The organism is Halobiforma lacisalsi AJ5, assembly GCF_000226975.2.
Lineage (GTDB): Archaea > Halobacteriota > Halobacteria > Halobacteriales > Natrialbaceae > Natronobacterium > Natronobacterium lacisalsi.
This window is the reverse complement of the sequence record NZ_CP019286.1, coordinates 37,198-60,388: the sequence shown is the minus strand read 5'-3', so window position 1 is coordinate 60,388 and position 23,191 is coordinate 37,198. Positions and strand designations below refer to the sequence as shown.

At 60.0% G+C, this 23,191-nt stretch carries 23 protein-coding genes and 2 pseudogenes; 18 read left to right on the top strand and 7 right to left on the bottom strand.

The features are described 5' to 3' along the window. The 3 genes from tnpA to CHINAEXTREME_RS20585 all read right to left on the bottom strand — a co-directional run bounded on the left by tnpA (nt 1) and on the right by CHINAEXTREME_RS20585 (nt 3,083). Nucleotides 1-390 (bottom strand): IS200/IS605 family transposase, encoded by a 390-nt coding sequence (gene tnpA, locus CHINAEXTREME_RS20595; RefSeq protein WP_007139908.1) that lies wholly within the window; start codon nt 388-390, stop codon nt 1-3. 143 nt (nt 391-533) lie between these two features. After that, nucleotides 534-1,754 (bottom strand): site-specific integrase, encoded by a 1,221-nt coding sequence (locus CHINAEXTREME_RS20590; protein ID WP_238593412.1) that lies wholly within the window; start codon nt 1,752-1,754, stop codon nt 534-536. 294 nt (nt 1,755-2,048) lie between these two features. Then, nucleotides 2,049-3,083: a Cdc6/Cdc18 family protein gene (locus CHINAEXTREME_RS20585; protein WP_007139910.1), complete on the bottom strand. Its 1,035-nt coding sequence runs from the start codon at nt 3,081-3,083 to the stop codon at nt 2,049-2,051. A gap of 452 nt (nt 3,084-3,535) precedes the next feature. Between CHINAEXTREME_RS20585 and CHINAEXTREME_RS20580 the strand changes: the two genes are divergently transcribed. After that, complete coding sequence (locus CHINAEXTREME_RS20580; protein WP_007139911.1) at nt 3,536-3,829, top strand: PadR family transcriptional regulator; 294 nt, start codon at nt 3,536-3,538, stop codon at nt 3,827-3,829. Between the two features lie 307 nt (nt 3,830-4,136). Here CHINAEXTREME_RS20580 and CHINAEXTREME_RS22355 read toward each other — a convergent pair. The 4 genes and pseudogenes from CHINAEXTREME_RS22355 to CHINAEXTREME_RS20560 form a co-directional block, all read right to left on the bottom strand. Next, nucleotides 4,137-4,325 (bottom strand): annotated as a pseudogene (locus CHINAEXTREME_RS22355) (IS110 family transposase); the annotation flags it as partial. A 237-nt stretch (nt 4,326-4,562) separates the two neighbouring features. Further along, nucleotides 4,563-5,621 (bottom strand): RNA-guided endonuclease TnpB family protein, encoded by a 1,059-nt coding sequence (locus tag CHINAEXTREME_RS20570; protein WP_007139913.1) that lies wholly within the window; start codon nt 5,619-5,621, stop codon nt 4,563-4,565. Between the two features lie 31 nt (nt 5,622-5,652). Next, nucleotides 5,653-5,859: a hypothetical protein gene (locus tag CHINAEXTREME_RS20565; RefSeq protein ID WP_007139914.1), complete on the bottom strand. Its 207-nt coding sequence runs from the start codon at nt 5,857-5,859 to the stop codon at nt 5,653-5,655. A 283-nt stretch (nt 5,860-6,142) separates the two neighbouring features. Beyond that, nucleotides 6,143-6,340, bottom strand: a complete 198-nt coding sequence (locus tag CHINAEXTREME_RS20560; RefSeq protein WP_007139915.1) for a hypothetical protein — start codon at nt 6,338-6,340, stop codon at nt 6,143-6,145. Between the two features lie 305 nt (nt 6,341-6,645). Here CHINAEXTREME_RS20560 and CHINAEXTREME_RS20555 point away from each other — a divergent pair, with 305 nt between their 5' ends. The 17 genes and pseudogenes from CHINAEXTREME_RS20555 to CHINAEXTREME_RS20480 all read left to right on the top strand — a co-directional run bounded on the left by CHINAEXTREME_RS20555 (nt 6,646) and on the right by CHINAEXTREME_RS20480 (nt 23,071). Then, nucleotides 6,646-7,308: a hypothetical protein gene (locus CHINAEXTREME_RS20555; RefSeq protein WP_007139916.1), complete on the top strand. Its 663-nt coding sequence runs from the start codon at nt 6,646-6,648 to the stop codon at nt 7,306-7,308. A 103-nt stretch (nt 7,309-7,411) separates the two neighbouring features. Further along, nucleotides 7,412-9,319 (top strand): FG-GAP repeat domain-containing protein, encoded by a 1,908-nt coding sequence (locus tag CHINAEXTREME_RS20550; RefSeq protein WP_010546854.1) that lies wholly within the window; start codon nt 7,412-7,414, stop codon nt 9,317-9,319. Nucleotides 9,320-9,321: 2 nt separating this feature from the next. Beyond that, nucleotides 9,322-9,924, top strand: a complete 603-nt coding sequence (locus CHINAEXTREME_RS21635; RefSeq protein ID WP_152423875.1) for a hypothetical protein — start codon at nt 9,322-9,324, stop codon at nt 9,922-9,924. Beyond that, a pseudogene (locus tag CHINAEXTREME_RS22570) lies at nt 9,833-10,954 on the top strand (WD40 repeat domain-containing protein); the annotation flags it as partial. The gene CHINAEXTREME_RS21635 and the pseudogene CHINAEXTREME_RS22570, both read left to right, overlap by 92 nt. 27 nt (nt 10,955-10,981) lie before the next feature. After that, nucleotides 10,982-13,618: a hypothetical protein gene (locus tag CHINAEXTREME_RS20545; RefSeq protein ID WP_007139918.1), complete on the top strand. Its 2,637-nt coding sequence runs from the start codon at nt 10,982-10,984 to the stop codon at nt 13,616-13,618. Nucleotides 13,619-13,630: 12 nt separating this feature from the next. After that, nucleotides 13,631-15,208 (top strand): S8 family peptidase, encoded by a 1,578-nt coding sequence (locus CHINAEXTREME_RS20540; RefSeq protein WP_238593411.1) that lies wholly within the window; start codon nt 13,631-13,633, stop codon nt 15,206-15,208. 5 nt (nt 15,209-15,213) lie between these two features. Then, nucleotides 15,214-16,026 (top strand): hypothetical protein, encoded by an 813-nt coding sequence (locus tag CHINAEXTREME_RS20535; protein WP_007139920.1) that lies wholly within the window; start codon nt 15,214-15,216, stop codon nt 16,024-16,026. A 117-nt stretch (nt 16,027-16,143) separates the two neighbouring features. Then, nucleotides 16,144-17,565 carry a DUF2808 domain-containing protein gene (locus CHINAEXTREME_RS20530; RefSeq protein WP_007139921.1) on the top strand — a complete coding sequence of 474 codons (1,422 nt, stop codon included), beginning with the start codon at nt 16,144-16,146 and terminating at the stop codon, nt 17,563-17,565. A gap of 192 nt (nt 17,566-17,757) precedes the next feature. Then, entirely contained in the window at nt 17,758-18,468 is a 711-nt protein-coding gene (locus tag CHINAEXTREME_RS20525; RefSeq protein WP_238593410.1) for a hypothetical protein, read from the top strand. 4 nt (nt 18,469-18,472) lie between these two features. After that, nucleotides 18,473-18,664: a hypothetical protein gene (locus CHINAEXTREME_RS20520; protein WP_007139923.1), complete on the top strand. Its 192-nt coding sequence runs from the start codon at nt 18,473-18,475 to the stop codon at nt 18,662-18,664. 59 nt (nt 18,665-18,723) lie between these two features. Then, a complete protein-coding gene (locus tag CHINAEXTREME_RS20515) occupies nt 18,724-18,981 on the top strand; it encodes a hypothetical protein (RefSeq protein WP_007139924.1) in 258 nt (85 codons plus the stop codon). Nucleotides 18,982-19,249: 268 nt separating this feature from the next. Continuing rightward, nucleotides 19,250-20,518, top strand: coding sequence for a hypothetical protein (locus CHINAEXTREME_RS20505; protein ID WP_010546856.1), 1,269 nt, complete (start codon nt 19,250-19,252; stop codon nt 20,516-20,518). Next, the gene (locus CHINAEXTREME_RS20500) at nt 20,515-20,826 is read left to right on the top strand and encodes a hypothetical protein (protein WP_007139926.1); all 312 of its coding nucleotides are present in this window, start codon (nt 20,515-20,517) and stop codon (nt 20,824-20,826) included. Before CHINAEXTREME_RS20505 ends, CHINAEXTREME_RS20500 begins: the two co-directional genes overlap by 4 nt. After that, nucleotides 20,823-21,128 (top strand): hypothetical protein, encoded by a 306-nt coding sequence (locus CHINAEXTREME_RS20495; protein ID WP_007139927.1) that lies wholly within the window; start codon nt 20,823-20,825, stop codon nt 21,126-21,128. The genes CHINAEXTREME_RS20500 and CHINAEXTREME_RS20495 overlap by 4 nt, the downstream gene beginning before the upstream one ends. A gap of 46 nt (nt 21,129-21,174) precedes the next feature. Continuing rightward, nucleotides 21,175-21,414, top strand: a complete 240-nt coding sequence (locus tag CHINAEXTREME_RS20490) for a hypothetical protein (protein WP_007139928.1) — start codon at nt 21,175-21,177, stop codon at nt 21,412-21,414. Beyond that, complete coding sequence (locus CHINAEXTREME_RS20485; RefSeq protein ID WP_007139929.1) at nt 21,411-22,079, top strand: hypothetical protein; 669 nt, start codon at nt 21,411-21,413, stop codon at nt 22,077-22,079. Before CHINAEXTREME_RS20490 ends, CHINAEXTREME_RS20485 begins: the two co-directional genes overlap by 4 nt. Continuing rightward, on the top strand, nt 22,076-23,071 hold the full coding sequence (locus CHINAEXTREME_RS20480; protein ID WP_007139930.1) for a hypothetical protein: 996 nt from the start codon (nt 22,076-22,078) through the stop codon (nt 23,069-23,071). Before CHINAEXTREME_RS20485 ends, CHINAEXTREME_RS20480 begins: the two co-directional genes overlap by 4 nt. The last annotated feature ends 120 nt before the right edge of the window (nt 23,072-23,191 follow it).

Below are 23,191 nucleotides of genomic sequence, written 5' to 3'. Positions count from 1 at the left end.
TTATCGTCCAGTCTGTGCTTCGATGTACTCCTCGATGGTCTGACTCGACACCTCGCCTGCTGAGGAGACGAAGTACGAGCGCGTCCATAGCGAGGGGAGGCCGAAGTCGAACTCATCACGGAGGTTCCGCGAGGTGTAGCCCTTGACCTGTTGGACGATTTTGTTCGGGGCGAGTTTCGGGTCGCCCGTGATGAAAAGGTGTACGTGGTCGGGCTGGATTGCCAGTCGGAGGATGTCGAGGTTGAGTTCGTCGGCTTTCTCCTCGATGAGTTGTTCGAGGCGGTCGGCAACCTCGTCTGTGAGTACCGGCTTGCGGTACTTCGGGCACCACACGAAGTGGTAGTGGAGGTTGTGTACCGACGTTCGCTCTCGACTGTACCCGCGTGGCATACGATTAGATAGACGCCAATCTATATTAGATGCTACCACTACATCAACTCTCGGTCGGCTATCGAGGATGGTTTGTGTCGTGTGTGGTCGGATTCATCCCACGACTGAAGTCGTGAGCTTTCTCCTCGATTTTGTGTAACCGACTACTGCGACGATTCAGTCGGCACCTCGAGATCGCCGATACTGCAGTATGCGATCCAACATGATCCCACCACCAGCACAAATACTAGCTCCGGCGCGACCGAGACGCTGCCCGTAATCGGATCGATGGTGAGTGCATCCAGGTGATTCAACAACCCCCCGTAGGCGAGTAGCCAGGGTACAAACAGCGCGCTTGCGATCACCGGATCGCCTTCCGTTCGTGCCTGTTCGAGCGCACGGGGCCCATAGTATCGAACAGCTCTGATCTCATCCCGAAGTTGGGTGATGCCAAGCCGGGCCCACGTTGTGATCGCGCCAAGCCCCGTGTCCGCAAGAAAGTCAGTGACTCGTTTTTGATCACTGTCATCGAGCTGCTCCTGCCAGTGTTTGAACTGTCCCCAGTCGTCTTTATCGAGTGCGGCGACCTCCCGATAGTTCACGTCGTACTTGCTGATCTTCCGGTCGGCCTCGACTAGCTTCCGCAGCCGGCGCACTTCCTCGTGGAGCCGCTGCAGCTCGGTTTCCCGAGGTGGGGCTGGCGCATCGACCTCGAGGATCCCCGCGCGTGCGAGTTCGTCCTGGATCTCTCGGGGTTGGTAGACGTCGAGATAGGGTTTCATCGCCTTTCGACTCTCCCAGCCGCCGAGGTCCATTACGATCTCGAGTTTGACGTCGTACCGCCGCAACATCGTCGTGGCGTAGTAGCGACGTCCATCCTGTGGCGTGATGTGTTTGTACGCCTCGATCCCGAACTGGTCGGCAGCCTCCTGCCCGGCAGCCTTGATGAGGCCCCGCAGTCGTTCAGCACCGATCTCGAAAAGGGGCTCGTCCGATCCAATATCATTTCGATCACAGTACTGCTCGATGGCCTCGTACAGAGAGCGCGGGACCCACGTCGTCCGCGCTTTCCCGTCCTCTGTGTCGCCGCTGGTGTCTTTCGTGTTCGTCAGTTTCAGCAGGATGATTTCGACATCCGGGTCAGTCGGCTCGACGAAGTCCCCGCGTTTGATTTCGACGATCCGCCCGACTCGGGGCGAACACTCACCAGCAATGCGGAAGCCGAGGTAGGCTCGTTCATCCTGGTCTTTTGCCACCTCGAGGAACTGTTCGTACTCGTCTGGATCGAGATAGACCGCTGGTGAACGGCCTATCAGAGGGCGCAGTCGCATTGCACAGGATTTGCCAACCGCCGCTATTGAAAGTATGTCAGACGCTGTGTACAACAAAAGAACATATCATATATTGATAATTCCCCTGTGAGATCGGATGCTCTGTCGTTTGGGAGAAGAGACGGACTCCCAAATAGCCTGACGACAGTACAACCCCGACATTGTCGTTTGGGAGTCCTTCGTTTCTGTGAGTTTTGCAAAACCGCGGGAAAGAAGTCAGCTGCTGCTCGAAATACTATTGGTGACTTAGATGATGCCCCCCCTCTCAGCCGAAGAGGATAATCAGGTATAGTTTACATAAAATCCAGCTGCAATCGTTGAATCAGTGGCGTGTGTCCCCCGAGTCGGCTAAGCGGATATCCCCAGTTCCTCGAGGACGATTTCCCGGACCTCGTACTTGGGTACGTGCTCCGGCCCGGTATTGGTCACGAGTTCGTATTTTTCGAACTTCGAGAGCCAGTCTCGCAGTGCGCGATCGGTGACCGGATCGTCACTAGCGCCCTCATAGGCGTCGTACAGCGTTCCGCTTGTCACCGGCCCACTCTCTGCTAGCACCTCGAGTGCCAGTCGTTGCTCTCGAGAGAGCGCGGACAGCCGCGATCGGGTGACGTGACTGCGGGCATCGCCTTTCGATCGATCGACCAGCGTCGGGGTCACGTCGCGGTTATTCAGTTGCGCGTTGCGAACAGTGTGGTACAGCAGGGCGATCGCCTGCCGGGCGTCACTGTCGGACTCGCGAGCGATATATTCGAGAACCGCATCGTTGACGACGCCACGTTTGACGCCGACCTGCCGCCGCTGCTCGAGAATCGAGACGAGCTGGGCGTCGGTGTAGCTCTCGAAGCAAATTTCTTGCAGTGAAGTCATCCGCGAGTTGAGTTGTGGGTTCTCTGCTCCACATTCGGCCCACGGCTCATTCGAAATGAGAATTAGCGTCAGATCGGAGGTGCCGTACAATTCTTGGACGACCTGCATATCATCGAGCTGGTCTGCCTCGTCCAGCACCAGGACCGTCGGCTTATCGATCGCCGCTCGAATCTGTGGCACGAAATCGTCGGTTGCGACCGATCGATACTCGAGAGTGGTCCGATTCTCGAACGTCGCGAGGATACGCTTCAGGACGGTCCGCCGCGAGTGTGTCGAGAAACAGTTGACCCACGCGGTCGCGACACCCGCTTCCTCCTCAAGGTCGTCGACAGCGAGTTGCGTGACGAGCGTCTTCCCCACACCTGGTGGCCCGGAGAGGAAAGCCCCGCCCGGCGCGACACCGTGGGTCAACGGTTCGAGGACGCCGGTCAGGTAGTCAATTTCGGTGTCCCGATGAACGACGACCTCCCGATCGGGTTGGACGTCGGGTTGGAGGACCTCGTAGTCACTGATCATGGCTAATGGTAGACGTGATACTCATATAATCTGAGCGGCCAGCTGCTTTGCCTCGTGACCGTGTCGGAAGACACTCGGCTTGTGCTTACTGTGGGAGATATTCGAGGCAAGGCGAGATGATTTTCTGTTTCAGATACTCGAGTCTTGTCGTCTGGCGCGATCTCAGAGGAACCGCTCCACGGCGAGTTTTGGCGACGAGTCTATTAGAAGCACCCCACGAAAGGAGTGTCAGTCACAGGCCGTGGGGCGGACAGGGGTGGTTTTTTGTGTCCAATCTGGCAACGACTGGTCCCCCCATCCCCTGTCACGCTATACTATAACATTCTTTGTTGAATACTTGTTGGCCGACTAACTTTTACTATCAGGGGGTATTGGCCACTTAAACTGTTGATGATCCCATCTGATTATTCGATACAATACACTTTTATCATCCAACACAACAACGGGAAGATATGTACGATCTCACTGGCTTTCAGCGCGACCTGCTGTACACGATCGCTGGGCAAGACGAACCACACGGACTCGCGCTCAAAGAAGAACTCGAGGACTACTACGAAGGCGAGATCCACCACGGGCGGCTCTACCCGAACCTCGACACCCTTGTCGACAAAGGCCTTGTCGAAAAGGGGCAAGCCGATCGGCGGACGAACATCTACATGGTTACTCGGCGTGGTCGCCGAGAACTCGAGGCACGCCGAGAGTGGGAAAACCAGTACGTCGGTGAACTGCTCGATTCGGGCGGATAGGGATTGACATCCTCCTCCGCGTGAACGCGGAGAAATCCCGAGCGGATGGAAATCAAAGATTTCCGAGCATCGCGGAATCTTCGATTCCGCTCAGCGGTGGGAGTTTCACCTATGGAAACGCTGCTGTCCGAACAAACCACCGCTGGCGACAAAATGATTACGCCGTCCAAGAATCTGCTACTTTCCCAGCCGATATGCGGTCCCCATCGTGATGCGGTGCGGTCGCTGTCTGACGAAAGCAGTCGCTCTTGGAGGGCCTCGGCCGACCACTGAGGGCCGCCGGCCCGGCGGCCCTCAGATCCCTCGTCTATGCGCTCACTCCTGGCGGATCGTACACTTCGCCTCGGTCGAGCATGTGATAGATAGACACCAACATCTTCCGTGCTGTCGCCACGATTGCTTTTTGTGAGTTCTTCCACCGTGCTAACCGGTCGTAAAACCGACTCAAATACTCGTCATTACTGTTGTGGACTGCGTTATGGGCAGCTTGGACGATTGACCTCCTCCCACCCCTAAAGGGGTGGGATTCCCCGAAGGGGATATTCAGGTTGTGCGTTTCCTCGGCGGTGAAGTACGCTTTCGCGTCCCGCGTCAGCGGTCGCCGTCCGGTTACGACCCCGGACGTACTTTTCAGCGCGTACAGCCGGGTCAAAGCGGCCTTCCTCCCCGGTCACGCCGGGCGTCTGCGAAGCAGACGGTGGAGTGTTCAGTCCACGAGGCCGCACGGGTCGCGTCACCCGAAGTGCTGCGCCGTGCATGGTTCTCCCTCCCGTTGACGGATGTTCTCGGCGGCGTTCAGGTCGGCGTGGCGGCCACGGTCGCAGTCGGAACACGAGAAGTAGTCGCCGTCACGCGACCCTTCAGCACCGCAGGCCGAACAGCGTTGACTCGTCTCGAACGGGTCAACTTGTTCGACGCGAATCCCGGCTTGCTCGGCCTTGTAGACGATGAACTCCTGCAACTGATGGAAGTGCCACGAGTGAACGCCACGCCAGTCGCTTCCCTCTCTGATACCTTCCAAGTCCTCGATTTTCACCACGGGATTCTCGAACTGTTTGGCCCAATCGATGAGGCGACGGGAGGCTTTGTGGTTGAGATCGCGAATCCGCCGCTCCTCTTTGTTACCCACGCGGTTCCGTGCGCGAAGCGCACCCGCTTCTTGAAGCGACTCGCGTAGGGAACGATATTTGCGGCGGACGTATTTCGCCTCATGACCGGACACCAGCATCGACTCGCCCGTTTCAGCGTCGGCGGCGAGCAGGTGGTTGTGGCCGATGTCCACGCCGATTGCCGTCTCCTCGCCTGTCTCGGCGTCGTACTCGACGGTGAACGTACAGAACCAGTCGTCTCCTCGGCGGTACACCTGCAATCGGGACTTGTCGGCTTCACCGTCCACGAGCCGGGCTACGTCGTCGGCTATGTCGTCGTACACGTCGATAGGCGTGTACCACCAACCTGAGATACAGGGGAACCCAACGACAACGGAACCGTTCTCGGTGCGGTCAATCTCCCAGTTCTGGTTGTTGACCGCGAACGGCTGGCTGGCGTGGTATTCCACGATGCCGTCCTTTTTGTAGTCAGACTTGGCTTCGCGGATGGCCTGGTTCTGGATGGCTGAGTAGAGTGGATTATCGATGCTGGCCGTGGTCACGTTCATCCCAAACCTGTCGGATTCCCACCCATTGATGCAGAATTGCTTGGTGTCGCGGTACAAGTGGGTGGCGCGTTGCCACTCCCTGCGGCGGTCGCGGGATGGGTTGTGGAACGTCGTGGTGACGGTCGTCGTGACCACGGTTACAATTGTAATGTATGCCTGGATGACCTTAAAACGTGGGAATATCGGGCGGGCTGATGCCCGTGGTTTGCTTCCCAGTTGTCGGCTTCATCCCACCCCTGAAGGGGTGGGCTTTCGCCTCGCTACCGCTGTAATGACTTGTCGCAAATGAGAGTTCGTTTTCCATGAACGTCAGAATTGCGTCGAACGCATCGGCCGGCGTCGTTGTTTCCGCCGTCCCGTCCCGTCTTTTCATGGGTCTTGATTCCTTCCTGTTAGCTTATTATTTTCCCCTATTCCAATGACCTTGGAGCTAAGACAATTGGTGTTGTATGGGGTGTTTCCCCGTCTGACTGATTATGGGAACCAGAATGTGAGAATGGTGGTACGTTTCCCAGAGTGACGGCGCGTATCCACGCTGTGAACGGCGTGGTATTGCGCCTGCTCAACCCATAACGACCGACCGAACGCTTTTCCACGATCGACGGCGTAGCCACTCACGAACCCCGACTCCCGGCCAAGGACTTCGGGGCTCCAGCTTACTCCTCGGTTTCGTCGGCTGACGAGTCGCCAGTCTCGAGTGCGTCGTGAATCGCTGCTCGAACTCGTTCCGGGTCGTCGAGCGCGTGCGGATACTCTTCCTCGAGCGCCCGGAGCGTCCGCCGTTTGAGCGTCACGTTTCGCGATTCAGTTTCATCAAGCGACTCGTCGTCATCGCCGACGGGCTCATCGCCCATACCCGTGTGTGTCACAACCCGTGACTGTTAAGCTATGGCTTCCCGCCGATTGGATCGGATCTATCTCGAAATGGATTGCTGTCGATCAACGTCGATGAGAGTGTAGTAAGCGGTAGTTTCTTTATGTTTGGCCTGTTTGATTCAGATATCTGCGTACGTCGGAGCGGCCCCGAACGGGGATACGGTACTCAGCGGTGAGGTACCAACCAACCGGGCTCGTCGAGTCACGGAGGTAATCGGCCACGCGGCCGACCGATTCCGGCGGCGATCTCACAGCCGAATCTATCCTCAACCGATCCACACCCATGAGTTCCAACAGTGACAACACCGTCGCGCTCGGCGCACGCACGAACATTTTCGACAGCGAAACCGGCGAGTTCGACCTCGAGCGGTCGCCGAAAGACGAAACGCAACCCACACACGACGAACCCGAAGGCGACCCCGAGGACGACCCGGATATCCCGTCGATCGACGAGATGCTTGGCCGCGGGGACACCCACACGCAGGTCCAGGGCGTCAATCGGGACGCATGGGTGGCCGGATCAATTCTCCGGAGCTACGGCAACCCGCCGCTGTTCTGCCCGGAGTGTTGGTACGAGTACGACGCGGCCTGCGAACTAACCGAACCGGAACATCACCTCCCGCGGGTTGAGGTCGACTTCGAGTACGATCCGACGAGCCTCGAGTCGGCACTCGAGATTACGAAACACGACCACCGCCGCCACCGGCACTGTCCCGAGTGTGGAACGATCTCATTCGGCGGCGTCCTCGGCGATCGTGGCCGCGAGGAGTTCACCGAGGTCGTCGACTTCGTGCTCGAGGCCGTCGACGAAGTGATCCCGAGCCGGCGGCGGCGACTGCGGGAGAACGCCCTCGAGCGGAAGGCGGCCGGCGAATCGGACGAATCGAACATGGAAGAACTGGTGCGGGAACTCCGGACGTCGGAGTTCGACGACTCCTGGGGCTGATTTTCATGACAGGAACAAGACGTTCAGAGAAGTCGCATAGCGACCGCAGTGGCCTGCGGGCAGTGATCAACTTATCCGTGCTGTTGGCCGGGAGGTGTCCGCGATGACGTGGGATTTCACTCGAAACACGATTCAAAGCGGTCAAGCATATGACGGCATGGTCATGGCAGACATGACCAACGACGGAAACCTCGATATTGTTGTTGGTGGCGACGAGTCGGGGTACGTTTTCTGGTACGAAAATCCAGGCGATCCGTCCGGTACATGGAGCGAGTATGAAATTGATTATCAGAGTACTGGCGAAATCGAAGGCACCGAAGCAGGTGATATCGACGGGGACGAAATTGTGGAAGTATTTTCTCTTAATCAAAATGATGGGGTTCTGACGATCTATAAACCGTCGGGCGGTGATCCGACCGATGAAGCCAGTTGGGAATCGACAATTCTCGACGATAATGCACCATACCTCCAGGATGCGTATATCTGCGATCTGACTGGCGACGGTGAAGAAAACGACCTAATCTACACACACGACGGATCACAGGCCGATGAGGGGGCTCTCAGATGGCTCGAGTTTACTGGAAGCGACCCGATGGACCCCTCTGATTGGGCGCTGCATGAACTCGTCCAACAGGAGGGGGCACATGGTCTCGTTCGAGACCAACTCGACGTATCTAGGAATGGTCGCGGTGATCTCGTGTTTTCTGCCCGAACTGGATGGAACAGTGATGCAGACGGTGGGCTGTGGTGGGTCGAAAAACCATCTGACCCGTATGACACCCCGTGGACTGACCATCAAATAGGTCCGCTTGGAAAACGGAAAGGGATAACAAATGCGGATCTGTCAGGGCACGGCGAGCCGCTTGACATTCTGTGTGATAACCTGATCGATCAACCCGGGGAAAATGCTGGCGATGGGATGGGCTTCTACCGCTACCCTGGCCCGTCGGATGTAACCGACCCAAATGCATGGCTCGAGGTTGAAGTCGATTCTGGAAGCAACTGGCGCAACGTAGCCGCTCACGATTGGAAGGGGTCGCCTCGAGATCAGCTAATTACGCTGGAGGGATCGGAGGATCAGTTCTACCTCTGGGAATATGATGAAGATACTGGGACTTGGGTCGATTCCCTCCAGGGTTCAATTGGAAAGGCGGACGACAATATCTGGTTTGTCGATCTTGACGGCGATGGCGACGCCGAGATGGTCACAGCTGGCGAGTCGAACGAAAATGAAGTTGCGTGGTGGGATGTCCAGTATCCTGAGCCGAGCTACGTGGCGTCACTAATGACGACTCCTACTACGGTATCCACCTCTCCGTTAACGCTGTCTTCACAAGATGATTGGCAGGACTATGAGAGCAAAGATGATCAAATAGAGATCACTGATGGAGGTATTGTCAGACGTGTATTCGAAGAGACTGGAGGTATAGTTGATGACTTCGAAACGGCCAACCTCGATAGCTACTCTGTTGGGACTAGCTATTGGGAACTCGAAACTTCAGAAGTCGTCGAAGGCGACCAAGCTCTCACTGCATCGTCCCCAGAATATCGGCTTATCTCACGCCCTGGCGACGGTCTTCAAAACTATCCCTCTCCGGGCGACGTGTATTCCGTAAAGACCTACACAGGAAGTTCTCGGCCGACTATTTGCTACGGTGTTGATGCCAACGACAACGATCATTACGGAATTTTCTTCAAATCTGCTGATGGCGTCATTCGAATCTCTCGGTATGATTCTGGTGCCCGGACTGATATCGTTGATACAGCAGCGTCTGTCAATATCAATACTTGGTATGACGTCGAGATCGCGTGGGGGTCCGATGGTAGCCATGAGATAACGGTCTACGAACTTGACGCGGATGGAAACAGAGCTGATCAAATATTCGCGGAGGCTATCCAAGATAGTACGTATCCGACAGACGGGACTGATCCGGGAATTGGCTTTTACTCAGAAAATTCGGATTCTAGTCTCGTTTTTGATCATGCGCGGATCACGGAGGGGATGAAGTAACCATGTCAACGACGGAATCAGCCACCTGTATAGAGCGCCGTGCCGTTCTGCAAGCAGGTGCCGCGGTAGGTGTTGCCGGATTACTCGGGTCGGTTCCGACATTGTCCGTTGCGGATACCGGGTATCATGAACTTTCGGCTACAGCCACGGTGCCAACCAATACTGGTCTTGCGATTACCGTTCATGAGTCTGTCAATGGGGCCGAGAATTCTGAGACGATATATGTCAAAGACGGAACTCAGACGTATCTATTAGCAGATTTGGAACGTTCGGTCGACGATGCCGCGGATTACTGGTTTGATATTACTTTAACATCGTCAGAATATGGATCAACGCCCGAACTTGACTCATTAGAGCTTGCGATCCCTGATGGTTCAGGGACTGACAGCGACGATAAGGATGAAGATGGGAGTGATGCGGAGTTAGTAGATGAGTCTTCAGAAGGCGGGTTCTTCATTTTCGGCGGTGGAGATAGTCTGTTCTCGTTTGATTTTGATTGGTGGCCGTTCGGTGATGATGGAGATAATCGCGACGATGACGATGGTCTGTTCTCGTTTGATTTTGATTGGTGGCCGTTCAGTGACGATAAAGATGGTAATAATTAGATCCATGAAACCAGAAATCAAACCCACACGACTGACGTACTGGCGGGAAAGAGCAAGCAACCGTGTTCAGATCCGATCCGTTCTGATCGCGTGCATTCTCATCTTTAGTCTTGTTGCGGTTCCTTTCAGTGTTGGTGCTGCTGACACGAATTCTAATTTGGAAAGATTAGACCCGGCCTCTGATCCCACAAACACACTCGCCACGGAATTAAATCTCGACTCTGTTGGTGGTGAAACAATTTATACAGCGTCCGCAGATGGCTCTGTAAAGGCTTTTAACGCAGGAAACCAGGAAGAACAATGGAAGTCGACAGATCCGTTTGGCTCTGCTCCTCGGTCCTTAACGCCAGCTCCTGATGATCAGTATGTGTATGTTGGTGATGACTCCGGAACCGTTACACAACTCAGTGCGGACTCAGGTGATTCTGGGTGGACGTGGGATTCAGGCTCAAGTCGGGTAGAGGGCCTTGCCACATCCCCTGACGGAGAGATGATCGTGGCAGGGACTCACGGAAATGAGGTCGTTGCTCTTGATGCAGACACCGGTGACGTGATTTGGTCCGATGGGGACGAGCATACGGACCGCGTGTATGAAACGTCGTTCTCTCCGGAGGGTGACATAGTATTCTCATCAAGTAGTTCTGGTGATGTAATCGCATATGATGCGGATTCAGGCGACCATCTCTGGACTAATAGTGACGCAACTGTCTCAGTTCGAGCGTTAGCGGCGGGACCAAACGGTGACTACGTCTATGCTGGTGACAGTAATGATCAGGTAAGGGCTCTTCACGTGACCACTGGTAGCCAGGAATGGGTGAATGGAGGCCACACAGACCGGCTGTTCACTATTTCACCGTCTGTTGACGGCACGAAAATATTTACGGGCAGTAGGGATTCGACTGTTCGATCTATTAAAACCGGCGGTGGAGACGAGATGTGGTCTACCGACGAGCCCACTGGCGATGTTTGGGGTGTCGCGACTTCAGTAGATTCCGAGACGGTATTCGCTGGTGGTGATGATAGTATCCTCAGAGCATATAACACAGATAGCGGTGATTTGACCTGGGATATCGAAGCTCATGACGATCAAATCCGGGATGTAACTACATTAGGAACGATCTACACTGACGTTTCCTCGATCACCGGCCAAGTCGTTGATCAACACGGCGATCCTGTCGAGCAAGACAACATCACCGTCGAAGCCTGGGGCGTTGACGAACCCGCACTCGACGAGGCTGACCTCGGCGAGCTCGAGGACGACATCAACTCGGCCCGCGACCTCGCCGACGAACTCGAGAACTCGGTCCCCGAGGACTACGACGAGTTCACCGACGACTTCGAAGCCGACGACGGCCGCCTCGACACCCGTGAATGGGATCAAGCAATCGACGGCACGTACCCGCTTGTCCACCAATCGGACGACTGGAGCGTCGGCACCGCGACCGTCATTTCCTCGAGCGTCGACGACCCCCGCGTCCGGATCGACGAGGGCGAACGGGTCACGATCTCGCTGTGGGACCCCGATGAGGGTGGCTGGGTCGAAAACCAAGTGGACAACTCGTTCCCCGGCGCGGTCACCGAGGGCACGATCGTCGTCGAGCAGATGGACCCGCTCGGGGAGACGATCGACACGCGCACGCTCGAGACGACGCCGAAATACGAGACGACCGGCGCGAATCCGCTCTCGACGAACGAGCATCACGTCGCCGAAGCCCGACTCCCGGTCGGTATCTATCAGGCCTACCCAGAGGGGGAGCGGGCAAAGGCCTACACGTTCGTGGTCGGCGATCCGGATGATATCGCCGCCGACTACGCCCAGGATCTTTGGGATCGGGCCGATCGCCTCGAGCAACGCTACGACATGGCCGAGAACGCTCTCGACGACGTGGTCGTTCGCGAACGCACGACGACGAACGCGACCGGCCACTTCGAAGTCAACGCACCCGCAGGCCCGGACGAGTACTCCATCCAGGCGTACAAGGGCGACGAAGAGGTCATCACCGCGCTCAACGACCTCCGGGACGAAAACCTCGAGGATCCGAGCTTCGACGACCTTCGACTCGAGGATATCCGAGAGTACTCACTTGACGGCGCGAACCAGTCCTGGCTCTTGCCCGCCGAGACGGGCACGGTCTACCCGGAACAGCAAGACGCCGAGGTCCAGGTCATCCGCTCGGATGAGATTCCGTGGGACGACATGGAGGCCTACGACGACTGGCGAAGTTGGCTCGAGGACGAGCTCCTGAACGAGTCGGTCGCCGACCTCGAGGGCTTCGACGAACTCCCCGAGGAGTGGACCGACGAGAATCTCACCGAGATCCACGACAACTACACAGACCTGCTCGAGGAGAACGATCACCTCCAAGACGAACTCGAGGATGCGCTCGATCGCGAGGTCGACGTCGACGTCGACTACGACGACCCCGATCTCAACAACGACGAGTTGGTCGACGAAATCGAAACGCTCGAGGAAACGTTACGGACGCTCGAGGACCGGATCGATGCCGGCGACGGCGAGACGGAGATCGGCGAGGAGACGATTCGAGCGACGTTCCCGTTCGCCAGCGACCTCGAGCCCGACGGCGTGACCGTGCTCAAACACCCGGCCGACGGTGGCGACCCCACAGCCGTCGCCGATGAACACTGGCACATCGAGTCCTCGGGCGTGCTCGCGGGCGACCAAGTCGTCGTGGAGTACCCGACCGAGGAGCTAGACACCGCTGTCGGCCAGTTCGAGGTCGTCGTCGCCAACGATGAGGGGGTCGGTCGCAGCGATCAGGTTATCCAGAACCCGGCGTTCGAGGGGCTGGTCCCCGACATTCAGGCGATTAGCCTGAACACCCATTCGCCCGGCCCGTCCGAACAGGTGGCCATGACGGTGCGGCCCGCGGACGGCGAATCGATCGACGGCATCACCGACGTGACCGCCTACGATCCCGACGGCAACACGATCGCCGGCGAGGTTCGGGCCGACGACCGAGCGACGTTCACCACGAACGGCGCGGGCGTGCATCACGTCAAACTGACCGTTGCAAGCGGCAGTGGTGACGAGTTCGTCCAGGCGTTCAAAGTCCGTGCCCTTGAGGACGGCCGTTCGGACGACCCGACGATTCGGGTTGCCGACTCCGCGTCGGGGTCGTTCGCACTCGCGGGCGAGGGCCTGCGAAACGCGGCGATCGAGCGCGAGGACGACCGCCTCGCGGTCCGGGGCGTCGTGCCGGCCGATGAGGTGCCGGGATCGATCCACGTCAAACCCGGCGAGGCCATGACTGGCGCGGACGGGCTGACCGTCCGTGTGCTCGAGGGCACGGATCAACGCCAGGTCTCGAGCAACATCGAGACGGTCGTGCATCTCGACCGGTCGCTCGACGCGGACGCGGCCGTCTGGCGCGGTGATCCGGCGTGGTTCGGCGCGAATCCGCTGGCCGTCGACGACACGACCCGCCACGGTGAAGTGCAACTTCGGGGCGAGGACGGCGAGAAAACGGTGATTCGGACCTACACGGATTCGGACGGCACGATCGATCTGACCATCGATCCCGATCCCGGAATCGTCGCCGGCCTCCAGCACTCACTGGCCATGTCGCTCCCGAGTCCGTCACTGCCGATTCTCTCGGTCGGCGCGATCCATGCCGCGACGGCCGGACTGACTGTCGGCCTCGGACTGTTCACGCGCCGTCGGGTGGCCGCCTAAGAGGTGATCTTCATGCAACGACGCACATTCCTCACGACGGTTGGAGCTACAGCAGCCGCAACCACGACGCCCGCCGTCCTCGGCGGCCTCGCCGTGGGGTCGCCGGAGGCGTTCACGCCGGCCACCCTCGAGAGCGACGTCGACGTGGACACGTTCCGTGACGGCTATCCCGGGTTCGTCCTTCGGTACGAGGACGCCGACCACCGCGAGTCACTCGAGGAGTGGCTCGAGACCACCGAGACGGCCAGCATCCACCGGGACCTCTCGGGAGTCAACATGCTCGCCGTGAGCATGTCGTGGTCGGACGCGGGCCGATCGACGACGTTCGGGATCGACCGCTACAGCGGCGGGCTCACCGATCTCGACTACCTCGAGTACGCCGCGCCCGACGCGTTCCTCGATCGACCGGACGTGCTCGAGCCTGCCGACCTCGCGGCGCAAGGCGACGTCGACCACGATCTCGGACTGTTCGATCGCCTGTCGCTGACGACCGCGCTCGGCACCGACCCGACGCCCGATGACGACGGCCTCGCGTTCGACGAGGACGCGCCGGAAGCGACGCTCCGGGAGGCCCGCCGACTCGTCCGCGCCGACGACGATTTCCTCGCGGGCGTGGACACCTCGAGCGTCACGGTCGCCGTGATCGACACCGGAGCGGACGATCGGGCGCTGTTCGAGGACGCGGACGGGACCAACCGGTTCCACCCCGAGTCGACTGATTTCACCGGCGGGGAAGACGAGACCGTCGATGCGAACGGCCCGCGGGCGGTTGCCGACGGCGACGGTCACGGGAGCTGGGTCGCGGCGGCGATCGCCTCGAACCACGACGATCCGGCCTACCAGGGCTTCGCGCCGGACGCCGAGATCCTAGTCGCCAAATCACTGGCCGACGACGGCTCGGGGTCGGTAGCCGATATCGTCGCCGGGGTCGAACTCGCCGTCGACGCGGGCGCGGACGTGGCCTGCCTCTCTTTGGGCTCGCCCCAGTGGTCTGAGCCGCTGGCCGACGCGCTGGCCGACGCCTGGGACGCGGGCGTGTTCCCCGCCGTGGCGGTCGGGAATGACCGCTACGCGACCACGTTCGTGGCTCATCCGTCATCTGTTGACGAGGCCGTCGGCGTCAACGCGACGAACGTCCCCGAGAGCGGCGACCGTGATGACACACAGATCGCCTATTTCGGTAACGTCGGCCCCGCACCCGGCACCCAAGACCTCTCGGAGGGCGCGTCGGAGGGCGCGAGGCCGCAACTGGCCGCGCCGGGGATGAACGTCACCGCCGATCCGTTCGGCACACTGAGCGGAACGAGCATGGCCGCGCCGATGGTTACTGGCGCGGCGGCTGTCCTCGCAGGCGTCGGGCACGACAACGAGACGATCCTCGAGCGGCTGACCAAGTACGCCTACCCGGTGCCAAATTTCGGGACGACCGAGGCCGAACACGGCTTGCTGGACGTCCAGGCCGCACTCGAGGGCACCGACTACGAGGATGATCAAGAAGCCGTCCGCGACGACGACGCAAAGGCTCGCGACGCGTTCAACGAGGCGCTGGCGGCCACACGCGGCCGGACAATCGCCGGGTTCCTCGGGTGACTCTCATGCAGCGACGTACATTCCTCGCGACCGCGGCGACACCGTCCTTTTTCGGCCCCTTCGGTGGGTCCGACGGCCGGCAGGACGACCTCGAGCGCGACGACGCCGGCAACCCTGCCCCACCGGACCACATCGAGGTTCGGGACGATCGTGAGGAACTGCTCGAGTTCCAGCCGCAGTTGAGCTACGACCACCTCCCGTGGGACGAAGCTCGAGAGGCCAAAAGCGACGTCCGCGGCATGTACGGCTGGACGGCCGAGAGCACCGAGCACGACGTAATCGCCCACTACTACTGGGTCCGGAGCAACACGCAGCGAAGCGTGCTCTGGTATCTGGGGTGGGATATCGACTTCAAGGACGCTCATTTCACCGACCACGAGCCGATCATCGTGTTCCGGCAGCCGGACAAGACCATCGAGGAGGTGTGGTGTTCGGGCGGGCATCACTACGGGCTGCGGATCGACGGCGACGCGTCGAATTTCGTCGAGGACCGGGTCGCCGGTGAACAGACCCACGTCGTGCTCGCGGTTGCCCGGCCGCACAACCACTTCTTTACCCCGGCGTTGAGCGCCGACGGCGAGTACGTGCAGGACTTTGCGGAGTACGGCAGTTGGCTCGAGACACGCGAGACGTGGTACGACAACGGCCGGTACTCGAGTACCAGCTACGAGGCTGTCGAGAACCCGTTCGTGTTCTACGACGGCGACCGCGAGCACTGGTGGCGCGAGGACACCCGTGATGCGTGGCTCGCCCGCAACGTCTGGATCCCGCTCGGCCTCTCGCAGGGAACCGATCGCGACGAACTCGCCTACGAGTAACCATGATTCGCTACAGCACTGGAGGCATTCCGCCACCGATCCGAGGGATTCCCCCGCCGACAGCCGTTCTCGAGACGCACAGCCCGCTAACTAACCCCTTCCTACAACACAATTCCAATGACGAACCTCAAACGAGTTGCAACGCTGTTCATGACGGCCATGCTGGCCCTTTCGGTGGTCGGCGTGGCCTTCACGGGCGGCGCGGCAGCGATCACGGCACCGACAGTGACGGCAACCGACGACGGTACCGGCGCGACGACTGACCATACGATCTCGACCGACTACGACAACACGGATTCACCGAGCCTGCAAGAGATCCAGATCGACTACGAGGCCGGTGACGTCTCGGGCCTGGGGGCCGATGACGTGACGGTCTCGATTGCGGGCACCGACGAGACCGTTAGCGCGGTCGAGGCCGCCGACGACACGACGTTGACGGTGACGCTCGATGCAACCGTCACCCTGAGTGACACCGACACGATCGAGGTCACGCTCTCGGGCGTCGAGAACCCGCACAACGCGGGCAGCTACGACGTCGGCGTCGAACTGTTCGACGACACCGGCACGTCGGTCGACAGTGACGCGGGGACGGACGCTCTGTCGATCGTCGTCGGCGACACGCCGTCGGTCACGTCGAACTCCGCGCTCAGTGAAGGCGCGACGGTGTCGAACTACAACGGCTCGAGCACGGCCGCCGAAACGCTCGAGGTCGAAGCCTACACGGACAATCTCGAGGCCACGATCATGTCCGCTGACGGCCACGAGATCGGCACGGTCTCGGACGTGACGGTCGTCTCGCAGGCTGACTCGAGTACCGACACGCCCGGCACCTACGAGATCGACATCTCGCACGCCGACCTCCGCGGACTCGACGTCGGGATCAACGAGAACGCCGACTTCCAGGTCGCCGTCGCGAACAACGACGCCGACGCGCCGGCCAACGAGTTCACCAGCACGCTCGAGAACGGCGACGAAGTCTCGCAGATCCACATCTTCGACGCCGAGAGCGACGCTCGCGCCGACTACACGAACAATTCGGTCACCGTCTTCGATCGGACGATTTGGGACCGCACCGACGCCGAAATCGATCCCGCACCGGACGTCTCGAGCAACACGGACGAGATCTATGTCTCGAGTTCCGACGAGAACGTCAGCGACGAGATCGACGCGGCGATCCCCGACGACGCCGAGTCGGGCGACCGCCTCGCGTACATGATGAACAGTGACCTCGACGGGTCGATCACGTACGTCTTCTACGACGAGCCCGGTGAGAAAATTGACGGGAACAGCGTCGACGCCGCCGAGGACGACTACATCGTGCTCAACGACGAGGGGCCACACGTCGTCAACCTCGCCGACGACACGGTTGCGGACGACAGCACGGTCGACATGACGATGGCTGCGAACGACCTGCCGAGTCCGGGCGACCTGCGTGAGGACCTCGATTACAGCCTGACGCAGTCGTTCGGCGTGCTGACCTACGGCATCCCGCTGCTCGGAGCGACACTGCTCGTCTCGCGCCGCCGAATTGGCGAGTAAGCGGACCTGCTACCCCGATCGTTCTTTCGCGCACCCGCGACGGCGTCACCGCGGTTCGATCCCGCGGGCGGGCTTGCCCGGTCGCCATGCCGGGCACTGACGAGCGAGACAGGAGAGGGCACGCGGACTCGCTTTCCTCGAGTCCGCGCTCCAGTCGTCGACCGTCACCCACACCCATCCATTTCTGTGCACATGACACCCAAACCAGACGACTACTCGAGACGACGGTTCGTCAAAGCGACCGGTACGGCGGCGACAGTCGGTACTGTCGGCCTGACGACGAGCGCCAGCGCCACAGAAGACAACACCCCGCCACAGGGGTTGATCGCGACCGAACTTCAGGTCGAACCCGGTGACCGTGGCGCACTCATTGCTGGGTTCTTGTCCCGATATAATAGCGTCGGGGCATCGCCGCCAGTACAGACGCTTGCGGACCGGATGCGAAACGAGTTCACGGCCAACACCGACGCGTGGCTCGGCTACGGCAACTGGCTGATCGACGAGTACGACGACGTCTCACCACTCGGCACGGTTACCCTCGGTGTTGACGTTGTTTCAACGAACTGGCTATTTGCCGATGATCGCGTCGAGACGACGCTCGAGGCCGTCTACGATGACGAGACCGAGTCGTACACCGACCTCGAGTGGCGACTCGAGGAGCCGGAGGAGCCGGATTACAAGGTCGAGATCCGGAACAAGGCGGCCGAACACGCCGCCGACGAACTCCAGACGTTCCGCACTCGGTTCATTGCCGAGGATGAGGACGAAGCCCACGAGCTGCCCGAGCCCGATTACGTTGAAGAACTCAAGGGCCGGTACCTCCCGTCGCTTCGGTTCGGCGAGGAGTCGAAACACGTTCTCGAGATCCTGATTGGCGAGTTAGACAGCAAGCAATCAGCATAGACCCATGATTCGACGCAAGGACGACCGCAAACGCGATCGAAACGGACGGTTCGCGAAGTACGATTCCGAAAAGCAACGCGACCGCGGGAAACAGGCCCACGAAAACTGGTTCCAGACCCAGTTCCGGCGACTCTGGTGGGCAGTCAAGAAACTCATTCCTGGCCGCGGGCGGAACCGCTCCGGGCCACGAAAATAACGATCCACAATGTCACGACACCAATACACGACGACGGACCTGCTCGAGGTGACCCGCAGATGGGACTGATTAGCCGCCTTCTCGATTCGGTCGACAATGCAGTTGACTCGAGCGGCGAAGCAGCCGCATCGGTCACCGAGACGAAGTTCGACACGATCCTCAAGGGCGTCGCGATCGCGGTCGCGGCGATCCTGTTGTTGATCTTCTTCGCGCTGAACGCACGGCTGACGATCATCCTGATTGCGGTCCTCGTCGCAGGGGCCTACCTGCTCGGTCTCGGCGACCGTGGCCGCAACGCCGACGGCCCACGGAGGTAACCATGACTCGAGAGATTCCAAACCCGATTACGGCCGTTGTCAGTACGATCGGCAACTTCGTACTGTTCGTGTGGGTGGCCTTCCGAGCGGGAATTCGGAAGCTGTTCACTCCGGCTCGGTGGGATTTCGGCGACCAACTCCGCCGAGCCCCAGAGGATGTCCGAACAGCGGGGCAAGCGACACCCCACGTTCTTCGAAACGCACTCGAGAACGTCGTCGAGTTCATCGATGTGCGGGACCGCGGTAACGATGGCCCACGGAGGTGACCATGCCCTGGAAACGAGGTGATGACGGCCCGCGCGGTCGTGGCCGTCGCACGGATTTCTGGAACGGGCTTCGCCGCCTCGAGCGCGGAGTCTTCCTCACGATCTCGAAGGCGATCGTTCCGGTGCTGTTCGTGTTTTTCGCTGCGTTCTCGCACGCGGCCGATCTGGCGATCGTCGCCGGGCTCGCAGCGGTCGGGGCGTTCGTCACGGCCGCGGTCATGCTCCCGGTCGATGAGATGCGCGGGGCACTCAAGTGGTTCCGCGACGGCGGCTTCGGCAACTGGCTGTACGGGATCTATCTTCGGCTGGTCCCGGGCCGGTCGAAACACGAACGACGCAACGGGCGGGGCACGCTCGAACCGGCGCGCCTCCTCGTGCTCGCGGTTGCCGTCTGTCTGGTTGCAAGCCTATTCGCGACCGGGTTTGCAGTTGCGGCGACCGAAAGCGATGACGAGGACGACGCTGTCGAGGTCGTTCACGACGACTACCTCACCGACGACGCCTACGCAGAGACGTTCAACGAGACGCAGGCAGTCGAGTCGACGGATCGCAACGTCCGTACACAGATCGAAAAGACGGACGTCTTCGTCCGACTCGAGGCCGAGAATCCCAACTCCTACCCCGTCGAGATGACCGTCAAGATCCATCCCGATATGGTGCGGCCGGCCGACGTCGGCGACGTGTCGGCGGCCGACGGGGACACCGAATCAACGTGGCGAAACACCCACGACTTCGACCGAGATATGAGCTACACTGAGGTCACGTTCCGCCTTGATGCCAATTCCGAGGTCACGTTTGCACCGAACCGCGTGCGCGTGTTCGGTGTCGCCTGGAAGGACGAGGCGACGGACACCGACCGGTGGCTCGATCGGCTTCCATCACTGACCGACGAGCCCGACCTCGAGCAACGAGTCTACGAAATCAACTCCTCGCAGGGGGCGATCGTCACGGTGCCACTCGAGAACGATGGCAAGTCGATCGACGACTGGAACGCCGTCTATCGAACGAGTCCCGACGAGAACTGGAAGCCGATCTCGACCGATAGCTCGGCCCCAGCGTTCTACCGGACTGTCGACGACGGCGAGTCCTTGCAACTGCATTTCGACACGGACGATTACGCTCCCGGCGAGGTCGAAGTCGAGTTTACGGCGAACCCGAACACACGCGATACGATCCGCCACGACGTGCGGTCGATCCGGGCGGGGCTCTCCGATATGGTGAACTTCAACTTCGACCTGTTCATGGCCGGTCCAGCGGGGGTGATCGCATGAACCTCTCGCAGATCGTCGTCGGGTCGTTGATCGGTCTGTTCCTGCTGGCAAACCTCCTCCATCCGGGCGGCTGGGCACTCACGCTGTTGATTATCACCGTGCTGGTAGTGTTTTACGCCCTCCTCGAGTTCGTCCCAGAGTACATCTTGGTGACGAACCAGGGGAAGAACGCTCGGAAGCAGAACCGCCGCAAGCGCCGTGCCCGTGGTCTCAACCCCTTCAGTCGCACGTCGAAACGCGACGGGAACGGTGGCCAAAGTCGTGATACGACCAACCAGTCCAACTCGAGCGGAGGGGAGAATCAGTGATTGCTGCAATCGTCCTGATCGTTGCCGGCGTCGTCGGGGGCTATTTCTTGAGCCTCCGATTTCATGACCAATCCCGCACGCTCGAGAGTATCGCCCGCATTCCGTTCAACTTGCTGTGGATTCTTGCAGGCGTGTTCTCGATCGTCGGTGGCTACTACGTGACCGGTGTCGCTATTCTCGCGCTGTGGTCGTACTTCCTGTTCAGTAACACCCGCCGGGTTCGCAACGGCGATCTCAACGCCAGTCCGGGCGGGTGGCGACGACGGGTCGCCAACTGGACGCCCTACAACCGCTCAAAGTGACGATTTTCGTTTCGCTCGCGGTTATAACTCCAACCACACCGATGACATGACGAAATCCAGAGCCTACACGACCGGCACAGTCACGACGAACAAAGAGGCGATCCAACTGTATTTCGACGTCCTGTTTTCGCGCTCGTCGCGGAACCCGTTACGAGGCTGTCGCGAGTACGCGGCGTTTTGCGATCGCGGCGTCGTGGTCGTCTTCCCGACCGACGAGCCACCCGAGTTCCCGCTCGAGGTGCAGCCACCGACCGACCTCCTCAGCGATCTTCAACCGAACCCATGAGCACGAACATTACCACATCGAGACGGAACGGTGATGCGTCACCGACCGACGAGGAACGGACCGAACTCTCTGAACTGCGACGGACGCTCGCGAACAAATACGAGTACGTCCGTGATGACGATCCCGAGCTGTACCGCGAGATAGACGAGTGGCTCCGTGAGTCAGTCTCGCTCCCCGACGGCAGTGTCGGCAGTGCGGTCAAATCTCGGCTTCGAGAGTTGAAACGCGGGAATAAGATGCGTGACCACCGTCGGATCGACGACCCGGAAGAGGCGTTTCCGGACGCCTGCGAAGGCTGTCCCCACTACGGCGTCGCCTGCCCGATGGTCAAACGCTACTCCGTGACGAAAACGATGGAGCGGATTCTCCGGACAGCAGAGTCCGACGAGGACGTTATCGAGAAGCTCACCGACCTCGCAATCGAGTGGGACTGTCACGTTGTCCTCGATGAACTCGAGGCCTACCAGGACTCCTACGGCGACTTCCTCGAACGCGGGTACGAACTCAACGCCCGTGCTGTCGACACCCTCTCGGCGGGAACTGGCTCGGAGACCACCGACGGCGTGACCACGCAGTTCGACGAACAGCCGTCGCCGGAAGACCGCGAAGCGATCGAACAGACGATCGACGCTGTGATGGGCGACGAGGAGGGTGATGCACCGTGATCGACTGGCAATCAGCGGTCATCGGCGGTGTCGCGTTCCTCTTCGGGCTGTACGTTCTCTACCGGCTCGTGTTGCTCACGACGTCGCTGGGCGACGACGAGCACGATACGGAGAGTACCGGGGATCGGCTGGCCGTCGACGGGACTGAACGCCACCGACGCGTCGGCTTCCGGCACCGTGTCTCGAGACAGACGCCGATGACGAAGGCGTTTCTCGGGGCCGTTATCGTCCTCGTGCTGTATCTGGCGATTGCCATGTACCAAGTAGCTGCTACCGGCGCACCGAGCGAAGCCGTCTACGCCGACTACGTGGAGTACGCAGTCTTCGGCGCGGTCTGTGTCGGCGGCGGCGTCTGGTTCAAAGCAAAACAGAACGCCAAGGCCGGGGAGCTACAGATCATGCTCGAGACGGAGAAGGGCAATCAACGCCAGACGGTCAGATTCGATCGGAGCAAGGTCCGTATCACCGAGGATGGGACGAAACTCCTCCCCCAACTGAAAGCCAACCCGTTCCTCGGGCTGTTCTGGCGGCCGCTGCTCGTGGCTGACGACCCGGAGCTTCGGGATTCGGACCACCGTCTCCCGGACGACCTCGTGCTGTGGGAGATCCCGTATGAGGACGACTCTGCGGTCTGGGACGAACGCCGCGGCGAGGTTACGGTCCGCGCGAAGGACAAGAACACGATCGATAACCCGAACCGCGTCGCCGATTACGAGATCGTCCCATCGGATCGGAAGAGCAAGTCCGAACTCCAGGCACTCGAGAACGAGAAAAGCGAACTCGAGGACGAACTCCGGGCCGAGCGGATTCAGGTCTCGATTCTCTCCGAACAGCTCGCCGAAATCGAGAACATCCTTACGAACGAGGAAGACGCGGGGATGCGCCGGCTCCGTGAGGCGAAAGACGTTCTCGAGCCCGACCGGCCGTCCCGAAGCCGGGAGTACCGCCATGACGACCGTGAGGCCGACCGTCAATCGGCCTCGAGCGACTGACCACGAGACCACTCATGCTTAGTCACACTCACCGCCGAGTAACAACTCGGCTCGCTCTGCTGTGCATCGCCCTACTGTGCGTCGGGGCTGTGATCGGGGCCGTTGCACCTGCCGCGGCCG

Bases quoted from the DNA above. Each gene is read 5' to 3' on its own strand.
- tnpA (WP_007139908.1), bottom strand. From the start codon at position 390: ATGCCACGCGGGTACAGTCGAGAGCGAACGTCGGTACACAACCTCCAC.
- CHINAEXTREME_RS20585 (WP_007139910.1), bottom strand. From the start codon at position 3,083: ATGATCAGTGACTACGAGGTCCTCCAACCCGACGTCCAACCCGATCGG.
- CHINAEXTREME_RS20580 (WP_007139911.1), top strand. From the start codon at position 3,536: ATGTACGATCTCACTGGCTTTCAGCGCGACCTGCTGTACACGATCGCT.
- CHINAEXTREME_RS20565 (WP_007139914.1), bottom strand. From the start codon at position 5,859: ATGAAAAGACGGGACGGGACGGCGGAAACAACGACGCCGGCCGATGCG.
- CHINAEXTREME_RS20560 (WP_007139915.1), bottom strand. From the start codon at position 6,340: ATGGGCGATGAGCCCGTCGGCGATGACGACGAGTCGCTTGATGAAACT.
- CHINAEXTREME_RS20555 (WP_007139916.1), top strand. From the start codon at position 6,646: ATGAGTTCCAACAGTGACAACACCGTCGCGCTCGGCGCACGCACGAAC.
- CHINAEXTREME_RS20550 (WP_010546854.1), top strand. From the start codon at position 7,412: ATGACGTGGGATTTCACTCGAAACACGATTCAAAGCGGTCAAGCATAT.
- CHINAEXTREME_RS21635 (WP_152423875.1), top strand. From the start codon at position 9,322: ATGTCAACGACGGAATCAGCCACCTGTATAGAGCGCCGTGCCGTTCTG.
- CHINAEXTREME_RS20540 (WP_238593411.1), top strand. From the start codon at position 13,631: ATGCAACGACGCACATTCCTCACGACGGTTGGAGCTACAGCAGCCGCA.
- CHINAEXTREME_RS20535 (WP_007139920.1), top strand. From the start codon at position 15,214: ATGCAGCGACGTACATTCCTCGCGACCGCGGCGACACCGTCCTTTTTC.
- CHINAEXTREME_RS20530 (WP_007139921.1), top strand. From the start codon at position 16,144: ATGACGAACCTCAAACGAGTTGCAACGCTGTTCATGACGGCCATGCTG.
- CHINAEXTREME_RS20525 (WP_238593410.1), top strand. From the start codon at position 17,758: ATGACACCCAAACCAGACGACTACTCGAGACGACGGTTCGTCAAAGCG.
- CHINAEXTREME_RS20520 (WP_007139923.1), top strand. From the start codon at position 18,473: ATGATTCGACGCAAGGACGACCGCAAACGCGATCGAAACGGACGGTTC.
- CHINAEXTREME_RS20515 (WP_007139924.1), top strand. From the start codon at position 18,724: ATGGGACTGATTAGCCGCCTTCTCGATTCGGTCGACAATGCAGTTGAC.
- CHINAEXTREME_RS20505 (WP_010546856.1), top strand. From the start codon at position 19,250: ATGCCCTGGAAACGAGGTGATGACGGCCCGCGCGGTCGTGGCCGTCGC.
- CHINAEXTREME_RS20500 (WP_007139926.1), top strand. From the start codon at position 20,515: ATGAACCTCTCGCAGATCGTCGTCGGGTCGTTGATCGGTCTGTTCCTG.
- CHINAEXTREME_RS20490 (WP_007139928.1), top strand. From the start codon at position 21,175: ATGACGAAATCCAGAGCCTACACGACCGGCACAGTCACGACGAACAAA.
- CHINAEXTREME_RS20485 (WP_007139929.1), top strand. From the start codon at position 21,411: ATGAGCACGAACATTACCACATCGAGACGGAACGGTGATGCGTCACCG.